This window comes from Romboutsia sp. D33t1_170424_H2 (assembly GCF_015669105.1).
Classification (GTDB): domain Bacteria; phylum Bacillota; class Clostridia; order Peptostreptococcales; family Peptostreptococcaceae; genus Romboutsia_C; species Romboutsia_C hominis.
The window spans coordinates 154570-174149 of sequence record NZ_JADOZQ010000002.1 but is presented as its reverse complement, the minus strand read 5'-3'; the positions used below and the strand labels follow the sequence as shown (position 1 = coordinate 174149).

The following is a 19580-nucleotide window of genomic DNA, read 5'->3' as shown; positions in this document are numbered from 1 at the left end:
TAAATAAAATACACTTTACTTATATATAGCACTTAAATAGTATAACGGCACTTTACCGGCACAGCTTAATCAAATACTTTTTCAGCCTGCAGCTTCGGAGTGATTTTCCACTTTATAAATTTATTGGTTCTCAGCAACCCAACTCTCTGTAAAATTATCTAAAGCTTACTGTCTCCATCATAGCTTTTATTTATATTTTTGTTTATAATATGAGATTTTATAACAAATCGTTAAAATAGTCAATTACTTTTTATTTTATATTAATCTAATGTAGCTGCTGCCTCTTTTTCTATTGGCATATCAAATAATGTTGTCTCAAAAGCTCTCATATCATTATCATCAACATTATAGAATATTTCATCTATACTTCTTATTTCGTCTTCTAGTAAAGATTTAAATTTATTTCTAAATACTTTAAACTCTTTTACCATTTCATTATATTCTTTTCTTATTTCTATTACTTGATTATTAGCTTGTTCAATTATTTGTCTTGCTTTTAAATCAGCTTCTTCCACTATTATCTTAGCTTTTTTATTTGCAGCAGTACAAGTATCTTCTGCAACACTTTCAGCTCTTATAAGTGTAGCTTTTAATGTTTCTTCTATATTTTCATATTTGTTTATTTGATCTTGATATAATCTTACTTTTTCTTTAAGATCTGAATTTTCTCTGTATAGATGTTCATAATCTTCCTTAACTGCATCTAAAAATTCATCGACCTCTTCTTCTCTGTATCCTCTTATTCCTTTTTTAAATTCCTTATTTTCTATTTCTATTGGAGTAAGCATGCTTTTCTCCCTCCTATATTATTAACTTAGCACAAACTTTTATTCTGCCTTTTTTAGTAATATCTCCTATTTTAGATATTACCGCCCTACCTTTACCTCTAACTGATATTAGTGAATTATTTTCTATTTCTTTAGATGCAGATGTTATCTTTTCATAATTAACAAAAACTCTTTCTGCATTTATGTATTTTAAACTTTCTTGTCTTGATATATTATATAATCCACTTATAATACAATCTAGCCTACTTGATGATACTGTAAATGATATATCTTTATAATTTAATGAGCTTTCTATTATATCTTCTCTTGATATTTCATACACTGAAACACTATTTGTCGATACTTTTTGTAAGTTCATAATTATAAAATCACATATATCACAACTTACAATTATTTGGCAAAAGCTATCATGTATGATAATATCTCCTATCATCTCTCTTTTTATACCAAGACCCATAAGAGACCCTAAATAGTCCTTATGTGATATACTTTTAAACTTAAAATTACCTTCTACTTGTATAAATTTAAGGTTATCATTTATATCTTCATACTCCATATAAAATGGATATATAAATATTTTACTTCTTTCAGCGTCTTTATGTCCACCATCAACAGAATATTTTAAATCACTATAAGAATTCAAAATAGCAGTAGCATTTTTTATTTCATAAGGGTTTAAAAATTCTGTTTGTCTCACATCATAATTTTTCATTGTGGCATTAGCTTTATCTATAACCTTAAACATTTTATTTTTTAATTCTATATCCTTAATATGATTAGTTAATTTTAGCTTGTCCACTATTATCTCCTCTTAATAGAACACGATTAGTGCCACCCTCTTTAGTAACATTAATACTAATATTGCTATCATTGGTGAAAAATCTACTGGCCCACTATTATACTTATACATTATAGACCTTATAGGACCTTCTATTGGTGCTGTTATATTATTTAATATGTCATATAACTTACTTCCCATCCCATTTGGAAACCAAGACATTAAACTCTTTATAATTATTATCCAAGATAATATATCAAATAGATAATATAAAGCCAATCCTATAGTACTCATTATTTAACCCCTTTACTTTTATATTTTATTTATTATTTTGCCAAGGGAAAAGTGTCTTACTATTTTCTAATTCCTTTTTCAGATTTGCATCTATATCTACATTATTTGGTGCAAGTATAAATATAGCCTTAGATACTTTTTGTATACTTCCCTCTAAAACATATACAGCTCCATTCATAAAGTCAAATATAGACTTCTTAGCAACTGGATCTTTTAAATTTTCTAAGTTAACTATTACTGTTCTCTTACTCTTTAAGTGGTCTGCTATAGTTGTAACTTCATCGTATTTTTTAGGTTCTACTATTACAACCTTCATTTGAGTATTAGTATGTAACTTTACTATGTTAGTGTTTTTTATAGCTGTTCCAATTTCTGGTTCCATGTCTAATTCATCTTCAATTATTTCTTCTTCTTCGATATAATCTTCATCTTCCTCTATAAACCAATTTTTAAACTTAGTTATCATATTATCTCCCATTATTGACTTCCTCCTTATTTATTAATCAAATTTTAAATTCATATAATCTACTTATCGTAATTTCTGGCTCCAAATATAGAGGTTCCAACTCTAACTATATTAGACCCTTCCTCTATTGCTATTTCATAATCATTGCTCATTCCCATAGATAAATATTCCATAGAAACATTGTTTATATTTAACTTATCAATTTCTACAGCTAATTCCTTTAATCCTCTAAATACTTTTCTAACTTCATCTTTATTTTCTGTAAAAGGCGCCATAGTCATAAGACCTTTAATTTTTATATTATTATAATTATTTGCTACTTCTTTTATAAAATCTATAGCACCTTCTTTATATATACCATGCTTGCTTTCTTCTTTTGATATATTTATTTGTACTAAACAATTTATAGTCTTATCTATTTTTTCTGCCCTTTTTTGTATTTCTTCACATAAAGCTATTCTATCTAAAGAGTGTATCATATAAACCTTATCTATTATATACTTTACCTTATTAGTTTGTAAACTTCCTATTAAATGCCAATTTACTTTATCGCCTATAACTTCATACTTTCTAGCTAATTCTTGTGGCTTATTTTCTCCAACATCTTTAACTCCATTTTCTATAGCTTCTAAAACCTTATCTACATCTACAGTCTTAGTTACTGCTAATAAAGTTACTTCATCAACTTTTCTATTAGAAACATTACAACTATTTTTAATTTTTTCTCTTACCATATCTAAATTTTCTTTTACGCTTGACACTTTATCACCTACTTTATTTTTATTTTCTTATTTATAATATTTGGGTTTAATACAACCTCATCATGCAATGCAATCACTTTTTCTTTATCGCTACTATCATTTTTTACGAATATATAATCATTAGCTTCATAGGCAACATCACTTAATTCAACAAATTCCATATTGTTAGTTTGCTGATTTACTATATATACCCCTTTTTTCTTGTCTACTGATTTTATAGATTTTTTTGGTATCTTAAAACCTTCTATATGCTTATATATTATATCAAATTCTTCTACTCTTGTATCATAAATTCCTATATTTTGGCTAGTTATTTTTAGTATTACTATGATATCATCATTATCTTTTTTAATCTTATTAACCTTACCATCTAATATTTCTTCATTAAAAGATATTTCAATCTTATTACCTACTTCAAAATATTTCCTATACTTTTCTTCTATACATACTGCTATATATACATCATTTGGATTGACTATTTTAAATACTGGATCATTTTCTTTGACTTTTTTGTCATTTAAATTTATATCTGTATAGTTATTATTAATATTCTCTATATCATATTTAGTTAAATAATCTATACTATCTGTATTATACTTTCCTTCATTTCCATCTATTTTATAGGATATTACTCCTGATATATCAGCTTTTACATAAGAGGTAGAACTTTTTGCCTTTTTTTCTAGAATTGCTTTTTTATTCTTACTATTTTCTAACTGATTAGCTGTGATATGTTTTAATGTACTATTATCTTGGCTATCTATTTGTTCCTTTAACTTGTTTATTTCTTTGTCTAAGTTTTCTATATCTGAATTTATTTTTTCTATATCTATATCCTTATATATATATCCTATATTTTCTGATTTTTGTACTTTTTCTCCTTCTTCATGTAGATTTTTAAACGTTCCATCTTCATTTGATACAATTATACTCTCATCTTTTATTACAAGCCCTTTTGTATTAATTTTTAGCTCCATTTCTTCTAATTCAACGGCCATAGTCCTGGTATTTTTACCTATTAAAAATATACTAATTTGAAATACAAAATATATAACCATTCCCAGTATTAGTATTTTAGATATTTTCTTATTTTTCATACTTTTCCCCCTTTAAATCTAGGTACTTTATTAATTCTTCAAATAATATTATATTTCCTTTTATTGTGGTGATTCTAAATCTTAAATATTTGCTTATATATTTAATTTTGCTTACAATCTAATAAATAAAAAAAAGTGTAGGCTATTAATTTATATAGCCTACACTTTTTTTTATTTATTAGATTCCTTTTTAACTTTTTCTTCCCAGAAATCAGCATTCTTTATCCCAAGTTTTATTGGATCAAATGTTCTTTCTTCTCTTGGTATTCCTGCTTTCATTTGTTCTTCATAATCTTTGAAACACTTCATGGCTACATTTGATAATAAAAGTATAGCTATTATATTTAACCAAGCCATACTTCCAACACCTATATCCCCCATAGTCCATGCAAGAGATGCTGTCTTTACACAACCAAATGCAACTGCTCCTAATAATATAACTCTAAGTATATTTATAAATAACTTAGTTGTTTTTCCTTTAAATATTCTCTTACTTATATATATAATATTAACTTCTGCTATATAGTAGTATGCCATTATAGTCGTAAAGGCAAAGAAGAATAATGCTATAGATACAAAGGCTGACCCAAATCCTGGTATCAACGAGTCTACTGCTGTTTGAGTATATATAGGTCCTATCTCAACTCCTGGTAAATTCTCAACAATCATAGCTCCATTTACTCCATGAACGTTATAGCTTCCTGTCATAAGTATCATAAATCCTGTTGCTGAACATACAAATAAAGTATCTACATATACTGAAAATGCTTGAACTAAACCTTGCTTAGCTGGATGACTTACTTCAGCTGCTGCTGCTGCTTGTGGCCCAGTTCCTTGACCTGCTTCATTTGAATAAACTCCACGTTTTACTCCCCAAGCTATTGTTGAACCTATTATTCCTGCAAATGCTTGCTCTGCTCCAAATGCAGACTTAAATACTAACTCTATAATACTTGGTAATTGTTCTATATTAACAGCTATTATTACAAGAGACATTAATATATAAATCCCTCCCATAAATGGAACTATTAATTCTGCTGCAGAACTTATTCTTTTTATTCCACCAAATATTATAAGTGCTAGTAATATAACTAGGACTACAGTTATTATCATTGGGTCTATCTTAAAAGCGTTATTTACTGCTACTGTTATAGAGTTAGATTGAACACCAGGTAGTAATAATCCTGTTGCTAATACTGTTGCTAATGCAAATAATATGCCGTACCATTTAGAAAACTTAGTATTTCCAAGTCCCTTTTCAATATAGTATGCTGGTCCTCCACGATATAATCCATCATGTTCTTCTTTATAAACTTGGGCTAATGTAGATTCTGCAAATGCTGATCCTGCACCTAAAAATGCTATTGCCCACATCCAAAATAGTGCTCCTGGTCCTCCCATTGCTATAGCCGTCGCTACCCCTGCTATATTACCGGTACCTATACGCCCTGCTAGCGCTGTACATAGAGCTTGAAATGATGAAATACCCTGAGCTGATTTTTCTCCTTTAAATAATAAGGCTACCATTTCTTTAAGGTGTCTTATTTGAGAGAATTTGGTTCTAAAAGAAAAATAAATACCTGAACCTAAACATAAAAATACTAACCAGTTACTCCAAATAATATCATTTATTGCATAAACAATACGCTCCATAACATACCCCCTTTTTTAATATATATTCTATAAATTTTTTGATTTAATAGATTATATTATTAATTTTGGATATATGTTCTTTAAATTCCAAGTATTTTCTGACAATTTAGAAAATTATCATATAATCATTTTAACTTTATTATAAGCTTATATAAGAATAGGAAAGGTTTTTAACCTTTCCTACGTTTAAATATTATCTTAATTAGCCATCTAATTTTTATCAGTGTATTTTATAATAATATAGTTATTATATTACTACTTCCTTCATTTATTATCTTTTGTAAAGTTTTTTGTATCTTAACTCTTATTTCTTCAGGCATTGTATATAGCTTACTTTGTAATTGTTCCTTAACTAAATCATGTAAAGATTTTCCAAACATATTTGATGACCATATTTCATTAGGATTTTGTTCAAATTCCTCTTGCATATATTTTATCATCTCTTCGCCTTGATTTTGGCTTCCAACTATAGGTGCTATCTCTGTAGATATATCAGCTTTTATTATATGAAGTGACGGTGCATTTGCTCTTAATTTTACTCCATATTGTTTTCCTTGTTTTATTATTTCTGGTTCCTCTAAGCTTAATTCTTCTAAAGATGGCGCTACAACTCCATAGCCTTTTGTTTTTGCATCTATTAAAGCAGATTCTATCTTGTCATATTCATTTTTAACTCTAGATAACTTAGTTACTAAGCTAAGCAGTTGATGGTCTCCATCTATTTTAAATCCACTCTTTTCTTCTAATACATTGTAGAATAAATCTTGCTTAGCAGATAAATCTATACTTATAACGCCTTCTCCAAGTTCAACATTATCAACTGATGTATCTTCTAAGAATTCTAACTCTGAAAATCCTGCTACAATACTATCTATATCTCTTATCTTTCCAATTTCTTCTATACTTTGCTTTAATGTGAATATTATATTATTTTTTATCCAATGATTTCTCTCTAATCCTTCTATCCATTGAGGTAAATTTATTCTTATTTCATTTAATGGAAAATCATAAAGTACTGTTTCCATAACGCTCTCTATATCTTCTTCATCCATAGCTAATACATTTAATGGTACTATAGGAGCTTCATACTTTTCTTCTAATTCAGATCTTAATAATTCTATATCTTCACTGTATGGATCAAGTGTATTTAATACAATAGCAAAAGGCTTATTTAAAGACTTTAACTCATTTATAACTCTTTCTTCTGCTTGTAAATAACTCTTTCTATCTATACCTGTTACTGAACCATCTGTTATAACTACTATACCTAATGTTGAATGATCTCTTATAACTTTTTTAGTTCCTATCTCTGCTGCTTGCTCAAATGTCATAGCTTCTTGTGACCATGGCGTTGATACTAATCTTTGTTTACCATCTTCTTCATGTCCTAAAGCTCCATCTACTATGTACCCAACACAATCAACCATTCTAACTTTTAAATTTACAGTATCTCTAACCTTTATCTCCACTCCATCTGCTGGAACAAATTTTGGTTCTACTGTCATTATTGTCTTACCTGAACCACTTTGAGGTATTTCATCCTTTGTTCTTTCCTTTTTAAATTCATTTTCTATATTCGGTATTACTAACTTTTCCATAAACTTTCTTATAAATGTAGATTTACCCGTTCTAACAGGACCTACTACACCTATATATATATCTCCTTGAGTCCTCTTAGCTATGTCTTCATATATGTTATTCATTAATTTTCCCCTCCTGCATATAGTTTCTTAATAAAGTATATTTTTATTTGTCCCCTATTATTACTAATAATTTCTAAATTTATATATAAATCATGCTTGTCATTTTTAATTTTTAAAATAAAAAAGCTAGGATTAAAATCCTAGCTTATCTTCCACTACTTCTTCTATTTCATGTGTTTTGTTTCTCATCATTAAATCTGCTACTACTTCATTTGGATTTGCACCTTCGTGAAGTACAGAATATATTGCACTTGTAATTGGCATATCTATACCTAGCTTTTTAGAAACATCATAAGCAACTTCTGTAGCAGTTATACCTTCTACTACCATTTTAACTTCAGCAAGAGTTTCTTCTAAACTTTTTCCTTGCCCTATAAGAATTCCTGCTCTTCTATTTCTACTATGCATACTTGTACAAGTAACTATTAAATCACCTATACCTGATAGTCCTGAGAAAGTAGATAAATTAGCACCCATTTTAACTCCTAATCTTCCTATTTCTCTTATACCTCTAGTCATAAGTGCAGCTTTTGCATTATCTCCATATCCTAAACCATCACATATACCTGCACCAAATGCAATTATATTTTTAAGAGCTCCACCAAGTTCAACTCCTACTATGTCAGGGTTAGTATACACTCTAAATTTAGGTGTCATAAACATATCTTGAACAGTTTGAGCCACTTCTAAATTTTCTGATGCAACTACTACTGTAGTAGGTATATCTCTTGCAACTTCTTCTGCATGAGATGGACCTGATAAAGTTACATAAGGATTATTTGGAAGCTCCTCAGCTACAACCTCTGATAGTCTAAGCCCAGTTCCTCTTTCTAATCCTTTTGCAACATCTACTACTATTTGTTCATCTTTTACAAATGGCTTTAGGCTACTTGAAACACTTCTTATAGCTTGAGAAGGTACTGCTAATACTATAATTTTACTGTCTAGTACTGCTTCTTCTAAAGATGTTGTAAGTGTTATGTTATTTGGGAATAAAACCCCTGGTAAATAATCTATATTTTCTTTTGTCTTATTTATTTTATCAGCTTGTTCTTGACTTAAAGTCCATATGCTTACTTCATAGCCTTTTTTAGCTAGTACTAAACCTAATGCACTTCCCCAACTTCCAGCTCCTAAAATACATACTTTTTCCATTAAAAACACCACCTAGATACTATTTTATTTTTTTTCTCCAATTTTTCTTTCTGTTTTATTTATAAGTCTTTTTATATTTGCTCTATGAGTATATATAACTGATAGAGTTAAAAATAATGTAACTAGTACACCTTTTGTATTTTGACTAAATATCATTATTACTGGAGAAAGTGATATACTAAGTACTGATCCTAGTGATACGTATTTAGTTATATAAACTATTATTAAAAATACTAAAAAGCAGCTTAAGGCCATTATAGGATTAACTGCTATCATAGAACCTAAAGATGTAGCAACTCCTTTTCCACCTTTAAATCCTAAAAATGCTGGCCAGTTATGACCACTAACAACTCCTACAACAGCTATATACTTAGCTGTAAGTGGGTCTAGTCCAATATATTTAGCAATTATCCCTGCTAATAATACGGCTATTATTCCTTTTAATAAGTCTCCTACAAATGTCATAAGACCTGCCTTTTTTCCAAGAGTTCTAAGTACATTAGTAGAACCTGCATTTCCCGATCCCTGAGTTCTTATGTCCACTCCTGCTAATCTTCTAGCAATAATATATGATGTTGATATATTTCCTAAAAGATAAGCAATTATAAAAATTATTAAATAGTTAAGCATACTAATCCCCCTTAAGTAATTTTATTACCTTCTTTTTTCTCTGTATTCAAAGTGTATAGGAGTTCCTTCAAATCCAAAGTTCTCTCTTATCTTATTTTCAAGATATCTTTGATATGAGAAGTGAGTTAACTGCTTGTCATTTATAAATAACGTAAACTTAGGTGGCTTAACTCCTGTTTGAGAACCATAGTATATTTTTAATCTCTTTCCTTTGTCTGATGGTGGTTGATTTAACATTACAGCTTCACCTATTACATCGTTTAATGCTGATGTTGATACTCTCTTAGCATTTTCGTTTGCTACAAATTCTGCAGTTTCTAATATTTTATTCATTCTTTGATTAGTTTTAGCAGAAACAAATAGCACTGGTGCATACATCATAAATGGGAACTTTTCTCTTATTTCTTTTGTGTAATTTCCTAAAGTCTTGTTGTCTTTTTCTATTAAGTCCCACTTATTAACAACGAATATACATCCTTTACCTTCATCATGTGCTATACCTGCAACTTTTGTATCTTGTTCAGTTATACCTTCTGCTGCATCTATTACTATCATTACAACATCTGCTCTATCTACTGCTGCCATAGATCTTATAACACTATATTTTTCTACTGTTTCATATATCTTACTTTTCTTTCTTATACCTGCCGTATCTATAAGCATGAACTGTTGTCCATCTCTTTCTAGATAAGTATCTACAGCATCTCTAGTAGTTCCAGCTATTGGACTTACTATAACTCTTTCTTCTCCTAACATCTTGTTAACTATAGAACTCTTTCCTGCATTAGGCTTTCCTGTTATAGCTATCTTTATTATATCTTCGTCATACTCTGTATTTAATCCTTTAGGGAAAAATGCTATTACTTCATCTAGTAAGTCTCCAAGTCCCATTCCATTAGCACTAGATATTGCAAATGGAGTTCCTAATCCTAATTCATAAAAGTCATATATGTTATCAAATTGATTTATATTATCTATTTTGTTAACTACTAATATAACTGGTTTACTAGTCTTTCTAAGTATTTGTGCAACTTCTTTATCTGCTGCTGTAAGTCCTGCCTTTCCATCAACTACAAACATTATAACGTGAGCCATGTCCATAGCAAGCATTGCTTGATTTCTCATTTTAGATAGTATTATATCTCCATTATCTGGCTCTATACCACCTGTATCTATTAATGTGAAGTATCTGTCTAACCACTCAACTTCAGTGAATATTCTATCTCTAGTTACTCCTGGAGTATCTTCTACTATAGATATTCTTTTTCCTGCTAGTTTATTAAATAATGTTGATTTACCAACATTAGGTCTTCCTACTACTGCAACTATCGGTCTATTATTGCTATTGCTCATAATAATCTCCCTTCTCTACTTTAATATTTTATCAACAAAGTCTTTACCTTCATTTAAGCAAGGTATTACTTCAATTCCCATTTTATTGTTTAATTCTTCTAAAGTTATATTATCTAAGAATATATCTTCATCTGCTTTTAGCATACTTCTTGGTATATAAAGAGTCTCTCCTAAATCTATACCTTTTAATTGATCCATTATATCTGTTGCTGTTATAAGTCCAGAAACAGTTATTGTCTCTCCAAAGAAATTATTTATTATCTTATAAACGTTAATCTCCATATTAGGACACTTATCCATTATTTCTTTTGCCATTTTACATATAAATTCATATGCAGAATGCCCTGTTGCTATAGAAACTTTCTTTTTTATATTTATCTTTTCTTCAGATAAAGTAGTTAGTTGATCTTGTATTTCTCTTTCAAGCTTACTAATCATTCCTACTCCATTTTCAAATTGTATAAATCCTTCATATTCATCATAGTCTAATAATTTTTTATTAGCCATTACATAAAATTCATCTGATAAGAATATAAATCTTGTTCCTAATTCCTTTAGATATTTTTCATGTAATTTTTCAACTTGTTCTATAGTCTCTCTTGCAGTTTTCTCGTTAAATATCTCTAAGTTAGGTAAATGATCCCTATGCTTAGTTATACCTACTGGAACTGCTGCTGCACTATTTACATATGGATATAATTTAGATAAATCAGATACTGTTCTTTCTAATTCTTCTTTATCATTATATCCAGGACATAAAACTATTTGACAGTTCATTTGTATCTGTGCATCTGCTAATCTTTTCATTATATCATATAATTTACCTGCAAACTTATTTTTTATCATCTTCTGTCTAAGTTCTGGGTTTGTAGTATGAACTGATATATTTATTGGACTTATTCTGTATCTTATTATTTTATCTATATCTTCTTCACTCATATTTGTAAGAGTTACAAAGTTACCTTGTAAAAATGATAATCTTGAGTCATCATCTTTAAAATAAAGAGTTTCTCTCATTCCTTTTGGAAGTTGATCTATAAAGCAAAATACACATTTATTTCTACAACTTTTAGCTTTGTCTATTATAGGGTTAGAAAATTCTATACCTAAATCATCATCATATTCTTTTTCTATCTCATATACATATATTTCACCATTTATTTTTTGTATCTCAACTTCTAAGTATTCATCACTTAATAAAAATCTATATTCTATTATATCTTGTATTGGTTGGCCATTTATAGAAATAAGTATGTCTCCTACCTCTATTCCTAGTTCCTCTGCAATACTATTATTATAAACTTTGCTAACTACGTTATTCATTTTCTTTACGTTTACTTCCATGAACTTTCACCACTTTTCTCCATATGATTACATCGTTTTATAATACCACGGTTTGCTGAAATTAGTCAATATTTGCAATAAGTTAAAAGGTACCCTAAAAGGTACCTTTAATGTTTAACTACGATTAATGTTCCATTTGTCATATCATGAACCATTCCTCCAACGCTCTTTGCCATAAGCATTGCTTTATGTTGAAGATCTTTATCATCCTCTGCATAAAATATAGGACATCCTCCACCAAATTTCATATTTTTATCTGTAGTTATTACTGCTAATGTATATTCTGTTAAACCCATATTTTCTCCCATATTATACACTTCCTTTCTCGCCTATTTTATAATTAATAGATAGATTTCTACCTTTTGAACTAGATAATATCGGACAAGACCTAACAGCCTCTAACACTTTTTCTACATCTCTCTCTATTGGTACATAAGCTATCATTATACTTTGTTTCTGAGGATGTCTTCTTGGAAGAGGTACAAATGCCGGTTCATTATCATCTCTAAAAAGTCCTACTCTTGAATATATATTATATACTATAGCTTGCCTTTGTCCTGCATCGTATAATACACTTGCATTTATATAATTGTTGTCTTTTGGGATAATTTCTATACCTATTCCATTTTCTAAATATCTTTGTCTATCACTTTCAAGACCTACATTTGTTATTCCCTTTAAATCTCCTACTTGAAGAATTGATTCATCAACAAATTTTATTTCTACTTGTCGAACATCTGCTATGTCTTCAATAGACTTTCTTTTTAATAATTTTTTAAGTATTATAGCTAATATAAGTCCAAATACCCCACTTATAAGTAAGCTACTATTTTGAGATATATTAAATTCTTTTATCATAAAATGATACAAAGATATAGTTGAAAAAGATGTTACTATACACATATAATTTCTTACTTCATATGTTCTTGCTATTTCTTCTATAAACGCACTTCCTCTTTTAACTAATTGAATATCTTCTAAGTTTTGAAGTGTATTTCTTCTACTTTCTCTTACTTTTCTAAACTGTTCTGCTGCCAATGATAAAAATGTAATTGATGTATATGACTTCTCTAGTAAAGCAGGAACAACTAATGCTCCTAATGCTGAAGCTACAAATGCTAACACAAGTTGTGTTAAAAGCACGTTTGGTTGTGTAGGGTATTGTTTTTTATCTACATTTAACATTATTAACCTAGATAGCACACCTATTGATAAGGCCACTACAAATGCTGTATCCATAATACCACCTCTTTATTTTTATATAGTTTTTTTGTAATCACTATTTTTGCCTTTTGCTGTTTCTATAATAGGAGTACTTCTTGCTATTTCAATCATAGTTTCTATATCCTTCATTATTGGAATAAAAGGTATTACTACTGAACGTTTATCAAAATCTGTTTCTGATATAGTTAATATGTCTTTTTCATCTACATCTTTATCTACACCCATATGAATAAATATATTATGTATTATAGCTTGTCTTTGTCCTATATCACTTACTATACCAAAATCACCTAAGCTTTTAGGAATTATTTCTATTGCCAATCCTTCATTTAAATATCTATTTCTAGTATCTTCTAAACCTATGTTCCCTATATAAACTCCATTTACTTTAAGAACTGATTTATCAAAATGAATCTTAGCTTCTCTAACTTCTGCTACATCTGCTATACTATCTCTTCTTAAATATCTTCTTATTATAAGCCCTATAATTCCAGCACCTATAGCTGCTGCTATCGTTGATACTAAAAATCCATATAATAAATAGTTATTAAATAGTATAAATAAGCCTGATGCCATTAATGATGATAGTAAACTTATATAACATCTAGATTCATAAGTCGAAGCTATCTCTTCTACATAAGCTGATCCTTTTGGCACTATCTCTGCTTCGTCAATATTTTTTAAGGTTATTCTTTCTTGCTCTGCCAGTCCTTGAAATTGTTGTATTGCTATTGCAAAAAATGTTAATGCAGAGAATTCATTTTCTAAAAGAGCCGGAAGGGCTATTGCTCCTAAAAATGCAGCTAGTGCTGATGTTATTATTTGTTCTAGATAATCCTGAGGCCTTCTTGGATATTGTTTATCTACAACCCTAAGAACTAATGCTCTGCATAATATACCTAGAATAGATGCTACCATAAACGAATGTCTAAAAACACCTTCCCTTAATACACTCTCTTCCATCATATCAACTCCTTTGTTTTTACAACTATTGTTCCTAATTTAAAATATCATGATAATAGTTTGTGCAAAAACAAAAAAAAATTTCCTTTATTTAAAGGAAATTTTCTCAGGTATATTAACTATGAATTCACTACCATGTCTTAATTCACTTTTTACTTCTATTGTTCCACCTAAAGACTTAACTATATGCTTTATTATAGCAAGACCTAAACCTGTACCGCCTACTTCTTTACTTCTTGCTTTATCAACTCTATAAAATCTCTCAAATATACGATTTATATCTTCTTTAGGTATACCTATACCTTCATCTTTTACTTTTATTATGATTTTATCTTGTTTTGTACCTACACTTACCTTTACTGTCTTACCTTGATTTTCTGGAGTATACTTTATTGCATTATCTATTAGATTTAAAAATACTTGTTTTATATAATCTCTATTTGCAAATACTACAATCGATTTATCATCAAACTCATAAGTTAAGTTTATATTTTTAGATTTCGCTATATAATTAGTCATTTCATATACTTCTAAAAAGACATTATATAAGGATACACCTTCGTAAACTATCTTTTCATTATTTTCGATAAATGAAAGTAATAATATATCATCAATCAATCTTTTTAATCTATCTGATTCAGTTTCGATTATACTTAAAAATCGATTTCTAGTTTGTACATCAATATTTTCATTTAGCCTTAAGGTCTCTACAAAACCACTTATTGATGTTAAAGGTGTTTTTAATTCATGGCTAACATTTGCTACAAAATCACTTCTCATATGTTCTAATTTAACTTTTTCAGTTATATCTTGTATATTTATTATAGAACCTATTATTATGTGCTTTATACTTTCAAGATATATTGGGTCTATGCTAACCTTATATACTAAATCATCATTAATTTTTAGTTCATCGGTTTTATTTTGCTTCCAACCTTTAAACGTATTTATTTCTTCTAATAACTTTTCTTCTTTTATTACATTTTTTATATTTTTTCCTTCTACCAATATACCATTATCACATTTTAACATTCTTTTAGCTTCTTCATTTATAAGCATTATATTTCCATCTATATCTATAGCTAAAATTCCATGAGATATACTTTTTAGTATAGAAGTTTTTTGTAAATTGCTATAGTCCAAATCACTTATGGTTTTGTCCATTATTTCTATCATTTCATTAAAGTTTCTGCTTAATTCACCTAAATCACCTTTAGCTGTACTACTTATTCTCGAATGAAATTCTTTATTACTTATTTTTTTAGAAACATATATAAATTCTTCTAAATACTTTCTTAATCTTAAAGTATATCGTATTGACAATATAGAGATTATTATAGATATTAATAAAATAGAATACCCTAGTGTACTTAACTGTTCCATGTTGTTATCTCCTAAGTTATATTTTAATCAATTTTATATCCAACACCTCTAATTGTCTGAATATACTTGTCCGATTCATTTTCACTTTCAATTTTTTTTCTAAGATATCTTATATGAACATCTACTGTTCTTGTCTCACCATAATACTCATATCCCCATATTTTATCTAATAAATAATTTCTAGAAAGAACCTTTCCTTTATTTTCTAGTAAAAGTTTTAATAATTCAAATTCCTTAAGAGTAAGTTCTATTTTTTCGCTTCCTTTATATACCTCATGTTTACTTAAATCAACTTTTAAGTCTCCAGTAGATAATGTAGATTCTTTAGTCTTTACTTTTATATTACACCTCCTAAGTACAGTACCTATTCTAGCAAGTAGTTCTTTTATACTAAATGGCTTTGTCATATAATCATCAGCACCAAATTCAAGCCCTTCTACTTTATCATTTTCCATATTTTTAGCAGTAAGCATTATAACTGGTGTATTAGCTAATTCTTTGTCACTTCTTATCTTTCTAAGTACATCAATACCACTTATATTAGGTAACATCCAGTCTAATAATATTAAATCAGGCTTTAATTCTCTTGCCTTTATATATCCATCTATTCCGTCGTATGCATAGTCAACTTCATAGTTTGACATTTCTAAATTGAACTTTAAAAGCTCTACTATATGCATTTCATCATCTATAACAAGTACTTTTACTTTCATGGTATTAATTCACCTCTTTATTTTATCTCTAGTATCATACCTATTCTTTCATTTGTTTTATCATGTTTTCTGTAAGAATGGAATCTATCACTTTCACAACTTGTGCAAATATTTAAGTTTATTATGTTTTCTTTTTTAACATTACATTCTTTTAATATTTGTTCATTAACATTCCATAAATCTAAATGATACTTCCCTTCTTTTATTATATAAAATTTTTCATCTTTGTTTGTAAGAATTGTGTTAAATTTTTCTATAAGCTCTTCTGAAACTTCATAACAACATCTACCTATAGATGGTCCTATAACACTTACTATATCTTTTGGATTAGTGTTATATTTTTCTATCATTTTATCTATAGTATTTTTAACTATTTTTGAATAAGTCCCTCTCCATCCAGCATGGATAAGCCCAATAGCTTTATTTTTCTTGTCTATTAAAGCTATTGGAACACAATCTGCTGTAAATATTAATAGTGGAGTATTTGTTAAGTTTGTTATAAGTGCATCTCCATCCTTCTTTAATCCTATATCAAACTTTTCAACTACATTAACTATATCTGAATGTATTTGTACATTACTTGTTAAGTTTTTAAAATTAAAGTTCCCTTCTTTACAAACAGTTAACATATCATCTTTTGACTTTGCATCTACATTTTTAAGAGTTACAGCTAAATTTACAAAGTCTAAATTTTTATCTATTTCATTTACTCTTATGAATTTTTCCATGCTAGTTACCTTTCTCTGTTAATATATTTTTTAGCTCTGCTACAAAAGTATTTATATCCTTGAATTGTCTATATACAGATGCAAATCTAACATAAGCTACTTCGTCAACCTCTTTTAGCCTATCCATTACCATTTCTCCGATTTCCCCAGTTTCTATTTCAGATATATAAAGCTTATTTATTTCGTTTTCTATATAGTATACTATGTCATCTATTTGCTCTACTGATACAGGTCTTTTTTCACAAGACTTTAGTATTCCATTTTTTAACTTTTCTCTATCAAAATATTCTCTGTTATTATCTTTTTTAACTACCATTACAGGTGTCATCTCTATTTTCTCATAAGTAGTAAACCTTTTTTTACAAGATTCACACTCTCTTCTTCTTCTTATAGACTTTCTGTCTGTATGTCTTGAATCTACTACTTTAGATTCTTTATAGTTGCAGTAAGGGCATTGCATATCTATATCCTCCTTTGTTGGCTATATATTAAAATCGTCTATATTTAGTTCTGAACCTATATTTACTATTATAGTATCACAACCTATCTTTAGTATATCATTAAAAAATATAACTTGTCCTTCATCACCTCTTGAAAATAGACTTCTTCCTCCATCTCCACTAACTGTAAAAGACATTATTTTTCCCTCATTTATATCTAAATTTATATCAGTTATAAATCCCATTCTTTTTCCATTTTTAATGTTTATGATTTCCTTTTCCATTATATCAGATACTCTTAACATTATAATCCCCTCCCTTACAAAAATAAATATGTACTTGTACAAAAAAAAATAACCTTTATAGGCTATTTTTTAAAAATTATCTTTATATTTTTCTAACATCTCTATAAACTTCTCAACTAAATATGGATCAAATTGAGTACCAGCATTAGCTCTCAATTCTTGTATTCCTTCTTCATGGCTCTTCCTTGTGTTGTATGGTCTATTAGATGTCATTGCGTCAAAACTATCTGCAATAGTAATCATTCTTGCCAAATATGGAATCTCCTCTTTTTGAAGTTTATCTGGATAACCTTTCCCATCATACCTTTCATGATGGTGTCTTATTATAGATCTAAAATCCTTTAGTGGCACTATATGGTGTATAAGGTCAACTCCTGCTTGAGGATGATTTCTAAGCATATTAAATTCTTCGTCTGTAAGTCTACCTTTTTTATTTAAAACTTCTTCAGGAATTTCTAGCTTACCAATATCATGTAAATATGCTGCTATCTGTATTTGTGCTTGATCGTGTTCACTTAATCCAATAGACTGTGCAAACCACTTACAATAAATAACCACTCTCTCTGTATGGCCATATGTATATCTATCTTTTATATTTATCATATTTATAAATGTTTTTAATGATTTTATTGTTTCTTCTGGTATATTTATTTCTCTGCATAAGTCATATAATATACTGTGGTATGACTCTACTCTATTTTTATTAAAAGATTTTGCTCTATATAAGGCATCATCTGCTGTGTTTATAAGCTGATGTTTATTAATAGCACTATTTGGATAAGATGAGACACCTATTGATATAGTAATATTTTTGTTTGGTTGATTTTCTTGACCTTCAAACTCAGTCTGTTGTATTGCATTTCTTATATTTTCACCAATTTTTATAGCATCCTCTTCTGTTGTGTCAGGAAGTACTGCTGCAAATTCTTCTCCACCATACCTTGCAACTATATCATTTTCTCTCATATTTTCATTTAATATTTTCCCAATCTTTTCAAGTAATAAATCCCCAGCTTGATGCCCATTTACATCATTATAATTTTTAAAGTAATCTATATCCATAAATAATAAAGAAACTTCTTTATCATTTTTATCTGCTTCTATTAGTGTATTATTAAGATATTCTTGAAAATACCTATGATTGTATAATCCAGTTAATTCATCTTTATTTGCTAATTCTCTTAATTCCTTACTATGTTCTCTTTCTGTATCAACATACATACCTAGTATAATAGCTATAACAAATAAGGCTGCACTAAGAACTAAATCTCTTTCAAAATATAACCTTAACATTTCTTCATTTCCACTTGTAAACATTATACTAATAGCTAGTATTGCTACTATTTGAATAATAGAAGATGCTACACCATAATTTTTCCCAAACTGTATTGAGGATATTATAACTATAAATATACTAAGTAATTTATATCCACTTTCTGCTTTTCCTGTGAAAAATACTACTATTATAAACATTCCTATCAGTATAGATGTTTCTAAGTAATCTAAAAATTTAGGAGACTTATCTATTCTATTTTTAGTATAAATAGATATCCATAAAAAGTAACCCATTAATATTGTTAATATTATACTTATTGATATTGTAATAGTTATTGCATCCTTTGCTTGTTCTTCAAAAGTTACAAAACTTGCTATAGCTAATAAACTTGATATAACGTATATAACCTTTAGTATAACTATTATCTCAAAAACTTTTTTATTTCTTTTTTTATCAAAATTTTGCATAGATTTCACCTAGAATTGTCTTTATTAAATTAAAATCATGAGGAGTAAATCCTCATGAT

21 protein-coding genes and 1 other annotated feature (1 of these 22 running past the window's edge) are annotated in these 19580 nt (G+C 28.4%); all 21 genes read right to left on the bottom strand.

Going from position 1 to position 19580, the window contains the following annotated elements; translation table 11 throughout:
• Window positions 1–190: a binding site (T-box leader), on the bottom strand (it extends 44 nt beyond the left edge of the window).
• Window positions 191–260: 70 nt separating this feature from the next.
• A complete protein-coding gene (locus I4U66_RS03775; protein ID WP_092924250.1) occupies window positions 261–788 on the bottom strand; it encodes a DivIVA domain-containing protein in 528 nt (175 codons plus the stop codon).
• Between the two features lie 13 nt (window positions 789–801).
• Complete coding sequence (locus I4U66_RS03770) at window positions 802–1587, bottom strand: YlmH family RNA-binding protein (protein ID WP_092924246.1); 786 nt, start codon at window positions 1585–1587, stop codon at window positions 802–804.
• 12 nt (window positions 1588–1599) lie between these two features.
• Window positions 1600–1860 (bottom strand): YggT family protein, encoded by a 261-nt coding sequence (locus I4U66_RS03765; protein ID WP_092924243.1) that lies wholly within the window; start codon window positions 1858–1860, stop codon window positions 1600–1602.
• A gap of 25 nt (window positions 1861–1885) precedes the next feature.
• Entirely contained in the window at window positions 1886–2338 is a 453-nt protein-coding gene (locus tag I4U66_RS03760) for a cell division protein SepF (RefSeq protein WP_092924241.1), read from the bottom strand.
• Window positions 2339–2385: 47 nt separating this feature from the next.
• Complete coding sequence (locus I4U66_RS03755; RefSeq protein WP_092924238.1) at window positions 2386–3087, bottom strand: YggS family pyridoxal phosphate-dependent enzyme; 702 nt, start codon at window positions 3085–3087, stop codon at window positions 2386–2388.
• A gap of 8 nt (window positions 3088–3095) precedes the next feature.
• Entirely contained in the window at window positions 3096–4184 is a 1089-nt protein-coding gene (locus I4U66_RS03750; RefSeq protein ID WP_092924234.1) for an HlyD family efflux transporter periplasmic adaptor subunit, read from the bottom strand.
• A gap of 171 nt (window positions 4185–4355) precedes the next feature.
• A complete protein-coding gene (locus I4U66_RS03745) occupies window positions 4356–5837 on the bottom strand; it encodes an alanine/glycine:cation symporter family protein (RefSeq protein ID WP_092924231.1) in 1482 nt (493 codons plus the stop codon).
• A 230-nt stretch (window positions 5838–6067) separates the two neighbouring features.
• Window positions 6068–7540, bottom strand: a complete 1473-nt coding sequence (gene spoIVA, locus I4U66_RS03740) for a stage IV sporulation protein A (RefSeq protein ID WP_092924228.1) — start codon at window positions 7538–7540, stop codon at window positions 6068–6070.
• 132 nt (window positions 7541–7672) lie between these two features.
• Window positions 7673–8695 (bottom strand): NAD(P)H-dependent glycerol-3-phosphate dehydrogenase, encoded by a 1023-nt coding sequence (locus I4U66_RS03735; RefSeq protein ID WP_176698648.1) that lies wholly within the window; start codon window positions 8693–8695, stop codon window positions 7673–7675.
• Between the two features lie 24 nt (window positions 8696–8719).
• A complete protein-coding gene (gene plsY / locus I4U66_RS03730) occupies window positions 8720–9325 on the bottom strand; it encodes a glycerol-3-phosphate 1-O-acyltransferase PlsY (protein ID WP_092924222.1) in 606 nt (201 codons plus the stop codon).
• 24 nt (window positions 9326–9349) lie between these two features.
• The gene (der, locus tag I4U66_RS03725; protein WP_092924219.1) at window positions 9350–10678 is read right to left on the bottom strand and encodes a ribosome biogenesis GTPase Der; all 1329 of its coding nucleotides are present in this window, start codon (window positions 10676–10678) and stop codon (window positions 9350–9352) included.
• A gap of 15 nt (window positions 10679–10693) precedes the next feature.
• Window positions 10694–12022 carry a DUF512 domain-containing protein gene (locus I4U66_RS03720; RefSeq protein WP_092924216.1) on the bottom strand — a complete coding sequence of 443 codons (1329 nt, stop codon included), beginning with the start codon at window positions 12020–12022 and terminating at the stop codon, window positions 10694–10696.
• 107 nt (window positions 12023–12129) lie between these two features.
• Window positions 12130–12330 carry a capping complex subunit for YIEGIA gene (locus tag I4U66_RS03715; protein WP_092924213.1) on the bottom strand — a complete coding sequence of 67 codons (201 nt, stop codon included), beginning with the start codon at window positions 12328–12330 and terminating at the stop codon, window positions 12130–12132.
• A 1-nt stretch (window position 12331) separates the two neighbouring features.
• Window positions 12332–13261 (bottom strand): YIEGIA family protein, encoded by a 930-nt coding sequence (locus tag I4U66_RS03710; RefSeq protein ID WP_092924210.1) that lies wholly within the window; start codon window positions 13259–13261, stop codon window positions 12332–12334.
• Between the two features lie 18 nt (window positions 13262–13279).
• Complete coding sequence (locus I4U66_RS03705; protein WP_092924207.1) at window positions 13280–14209, bottom strand: YIEGIA domain-containing protein; 930 nt, start codon at window positions 14207–14209, stop codon at window positions 13280–13282.
• 87 nt (window positions 14210–14296) lie between these two features.
• Window positions 14297–15592, bottom strand: a complete 1296-nt coding sequence (locus I4U66_RS03700) for a HAMP domain-containing sensor histidine kinase (RefSeq protein WP_092924204.1) — start codon at window positions 15590–15592, stop codon at window positions 14297–14299.
• A 23-nt stretch (window positions 15593–15615) separates the two neighbouring features.
• Window positions 15616–16305: a winged helix-turn-helix domain-containing protein gene (locus I4U66_RS03695; protein ID WP_092924201.1), complete on the bottom strand. Its 690-nt coding sequence runs from the start codon at window positions 16303–16305 to the stop codon at window positions 15616–15618.
• A 17-nt stretch (window positions 16306–16322) separates the two neighbouring features.
• A complete protein-coding gene (pgeF, locus tag I4U66_RS03690) occupies window positions 16323–17033 on the bottom strand; it encodes a peptidoglycan editing factor PgeF (RefSeq protein WP_092924198.1) in 711 nt (236 codons plus the stop codon).
• Window position 17034: 1 nt separating this feature from the next.
• Window positions 17035–17493 carry a transcriptional regulator NrdR gene (gene nrdR / locus I4U66_RS03685; protein ID WP_092924195.1) on the bottom strand — a complete coding sequence of 153 codons (459 nt, stop codon included), beginning with the start codon at window positions 17491–17493 and terminating at the stop codon, window positions 17035–17037.
• 21 nt (window positions 17494–17514) lie between these two features.
• The gene (locus I4U66_RS03680; protein WP_092924192.1) at window positions 17515–17778 is read right to left on the bottom strand and encodes a YlmC/YmxH family sporulation protein; all 264 of its coding nucleotides are present in this window, start codon (window positions 17776–17778) and stop codon (window positions 17515–17517) included.
• Window positions 17779–17847: 69 nt separating this feature from the next.
• Entirely contained in the window at window positions 17848–19521 is a 1674-nt protein-coding gene (locus I4U66_RS03675; RefSeq protein WP_195237220.1) for a bifunctional diguanylate cyclase/phosphohydrolase, read from the bottom strand.
• Between the last annotated feature and the right edge of the window lie 59 nt (window positions 19522–19580).

Bases quoted from the DNA above. Each gene is read 5' to 3' on its own strand.
- I4U66_RS03765 (WP_092924243.1), bottom strand. From the start codon at position 1,860: ATGAGTACTATAGGATTGGCTTTATATTATCTATTTGATATATTATCT.
- I4U66_RS03735 (WP_176698648.1), bottom strand. From the start codon at position 8,695: ATGGAAAAAGTATGTATTTTAGGAGCTGGAAGTTGGGGAAGTGCATTA.
- I4U66_RS03675 (WP_195237220.1), bottom strand. From the start codon at position 19,521: ATGCAAAATTTTGATAAAAAAAGAAATAAAAAAGTTTTTGAGATAATA.
- I4U66_RS03720 (WP_092924216.1), bottom strand. From the start codon at position 12,022: ATGGAAGTAAACGTAAAGAAAATGAATAACGTAGTTAGCAAAGTTTAT.
- I4U66_RS03705 (WP_092924207.1), bottom strand. From the start codon at position 14,209: ATGGAAGAGAGTGTATTAAGGGAAGGTGTTTTTAGACATTCGTTTATG.
- I4U66_RS03760 (WP_092924241.1), bottom strand. From the start codon at position 2,338: ATGGGAGATAATATGATAACTAAGTTTAAAAATTGGTTTATAGAGGAA.
- I4U66_RS03700 (WP_092924204.1), bottom strand. From the start codon at position 15,592: ATGGAACAGTTAAGTACACTAGGGTATTCTATTTTATTAATATCTATA.
- I4U66_RS03745 (WP_092924231.1), bottom strand. From the start codon at position 5,837: ATGGAGCGTATTGTTTATGCAATAAATGATATTATTTGGAGTAACTGG.
- I4U66_RS03680 (WP_092924192.1), bottom strand. From the start codon at position 17,778: ATGTTAAGAGTATCTGATATAATGGAAAAGGAAATCATAAACATTAAA.
- plsY (WP_092924222.1), bottom strand. From the start codon at position 9,325: ATGCTTAACTATTTAATAATTTTTATAATTGCTTATCTTTTAGGAAAT.
- I4U66_RS03775 (WP_092924250.1), bottom strand. From the start codon at position 788: ATGCTTACTCCAATAGAAATAGAAAATAAGGAATTTAAAAAAGGAATA.
- I4U66_RS03750 (WP_092924234.1), bottom strand. From the start codon at position 4,184: ATGAAAAATAAGAAAATATCTAAAATACTAATACTGGGAATGGTTATA.
- nrdR (WP_092924195.1), bottom strand. From the start codon at position 17,493: ATGCAATGCCCTTACTGCAACTATAAAGAATCTAAAGTAGTAGATTCA.
- I4U66_RS03695 (WP_092924201.1), bottom strand. From the start codon at position 16,305: ATGAAAGTAAAAGTACTTGTTATAGATGATGAAATGCATATAGTAGAG.
- I4U66_RS03710 (WP_092924210.1), bottom strand. From the start codon at position 13,261: ATGGATACAGCATTTGTAGTGGCCTTATCAATAGGTGTGCTATCTAGG.
- pgeF (WP_092924198.1), bottom strand. From the start codon at position 17,033: ATGGAAAAATTCATAAGAGTAAATGAAATAGATAAAAATTTAGACTTT.
- spoIVA (WP_092924228.1), bottom strand. From the start codon at position 7,540: ATGAATAACATATATGAAGACATAGCTAAGAGGACTCAAGGAGATATA.
- I4U66_RS03715 (WP_092924213.1), bottom strand. From the start codon at position 12,330: ATGGGAGAAAATATGGGTTTAACAGAATATACATTAGCAGTAATAACT.
- der (WP_092924219.1), bottom strand. From the start codon at position 10,678: ATGAGCAATAGCAATAATAGACCGATAGTTGCAGTAGTAGGAAGACCT.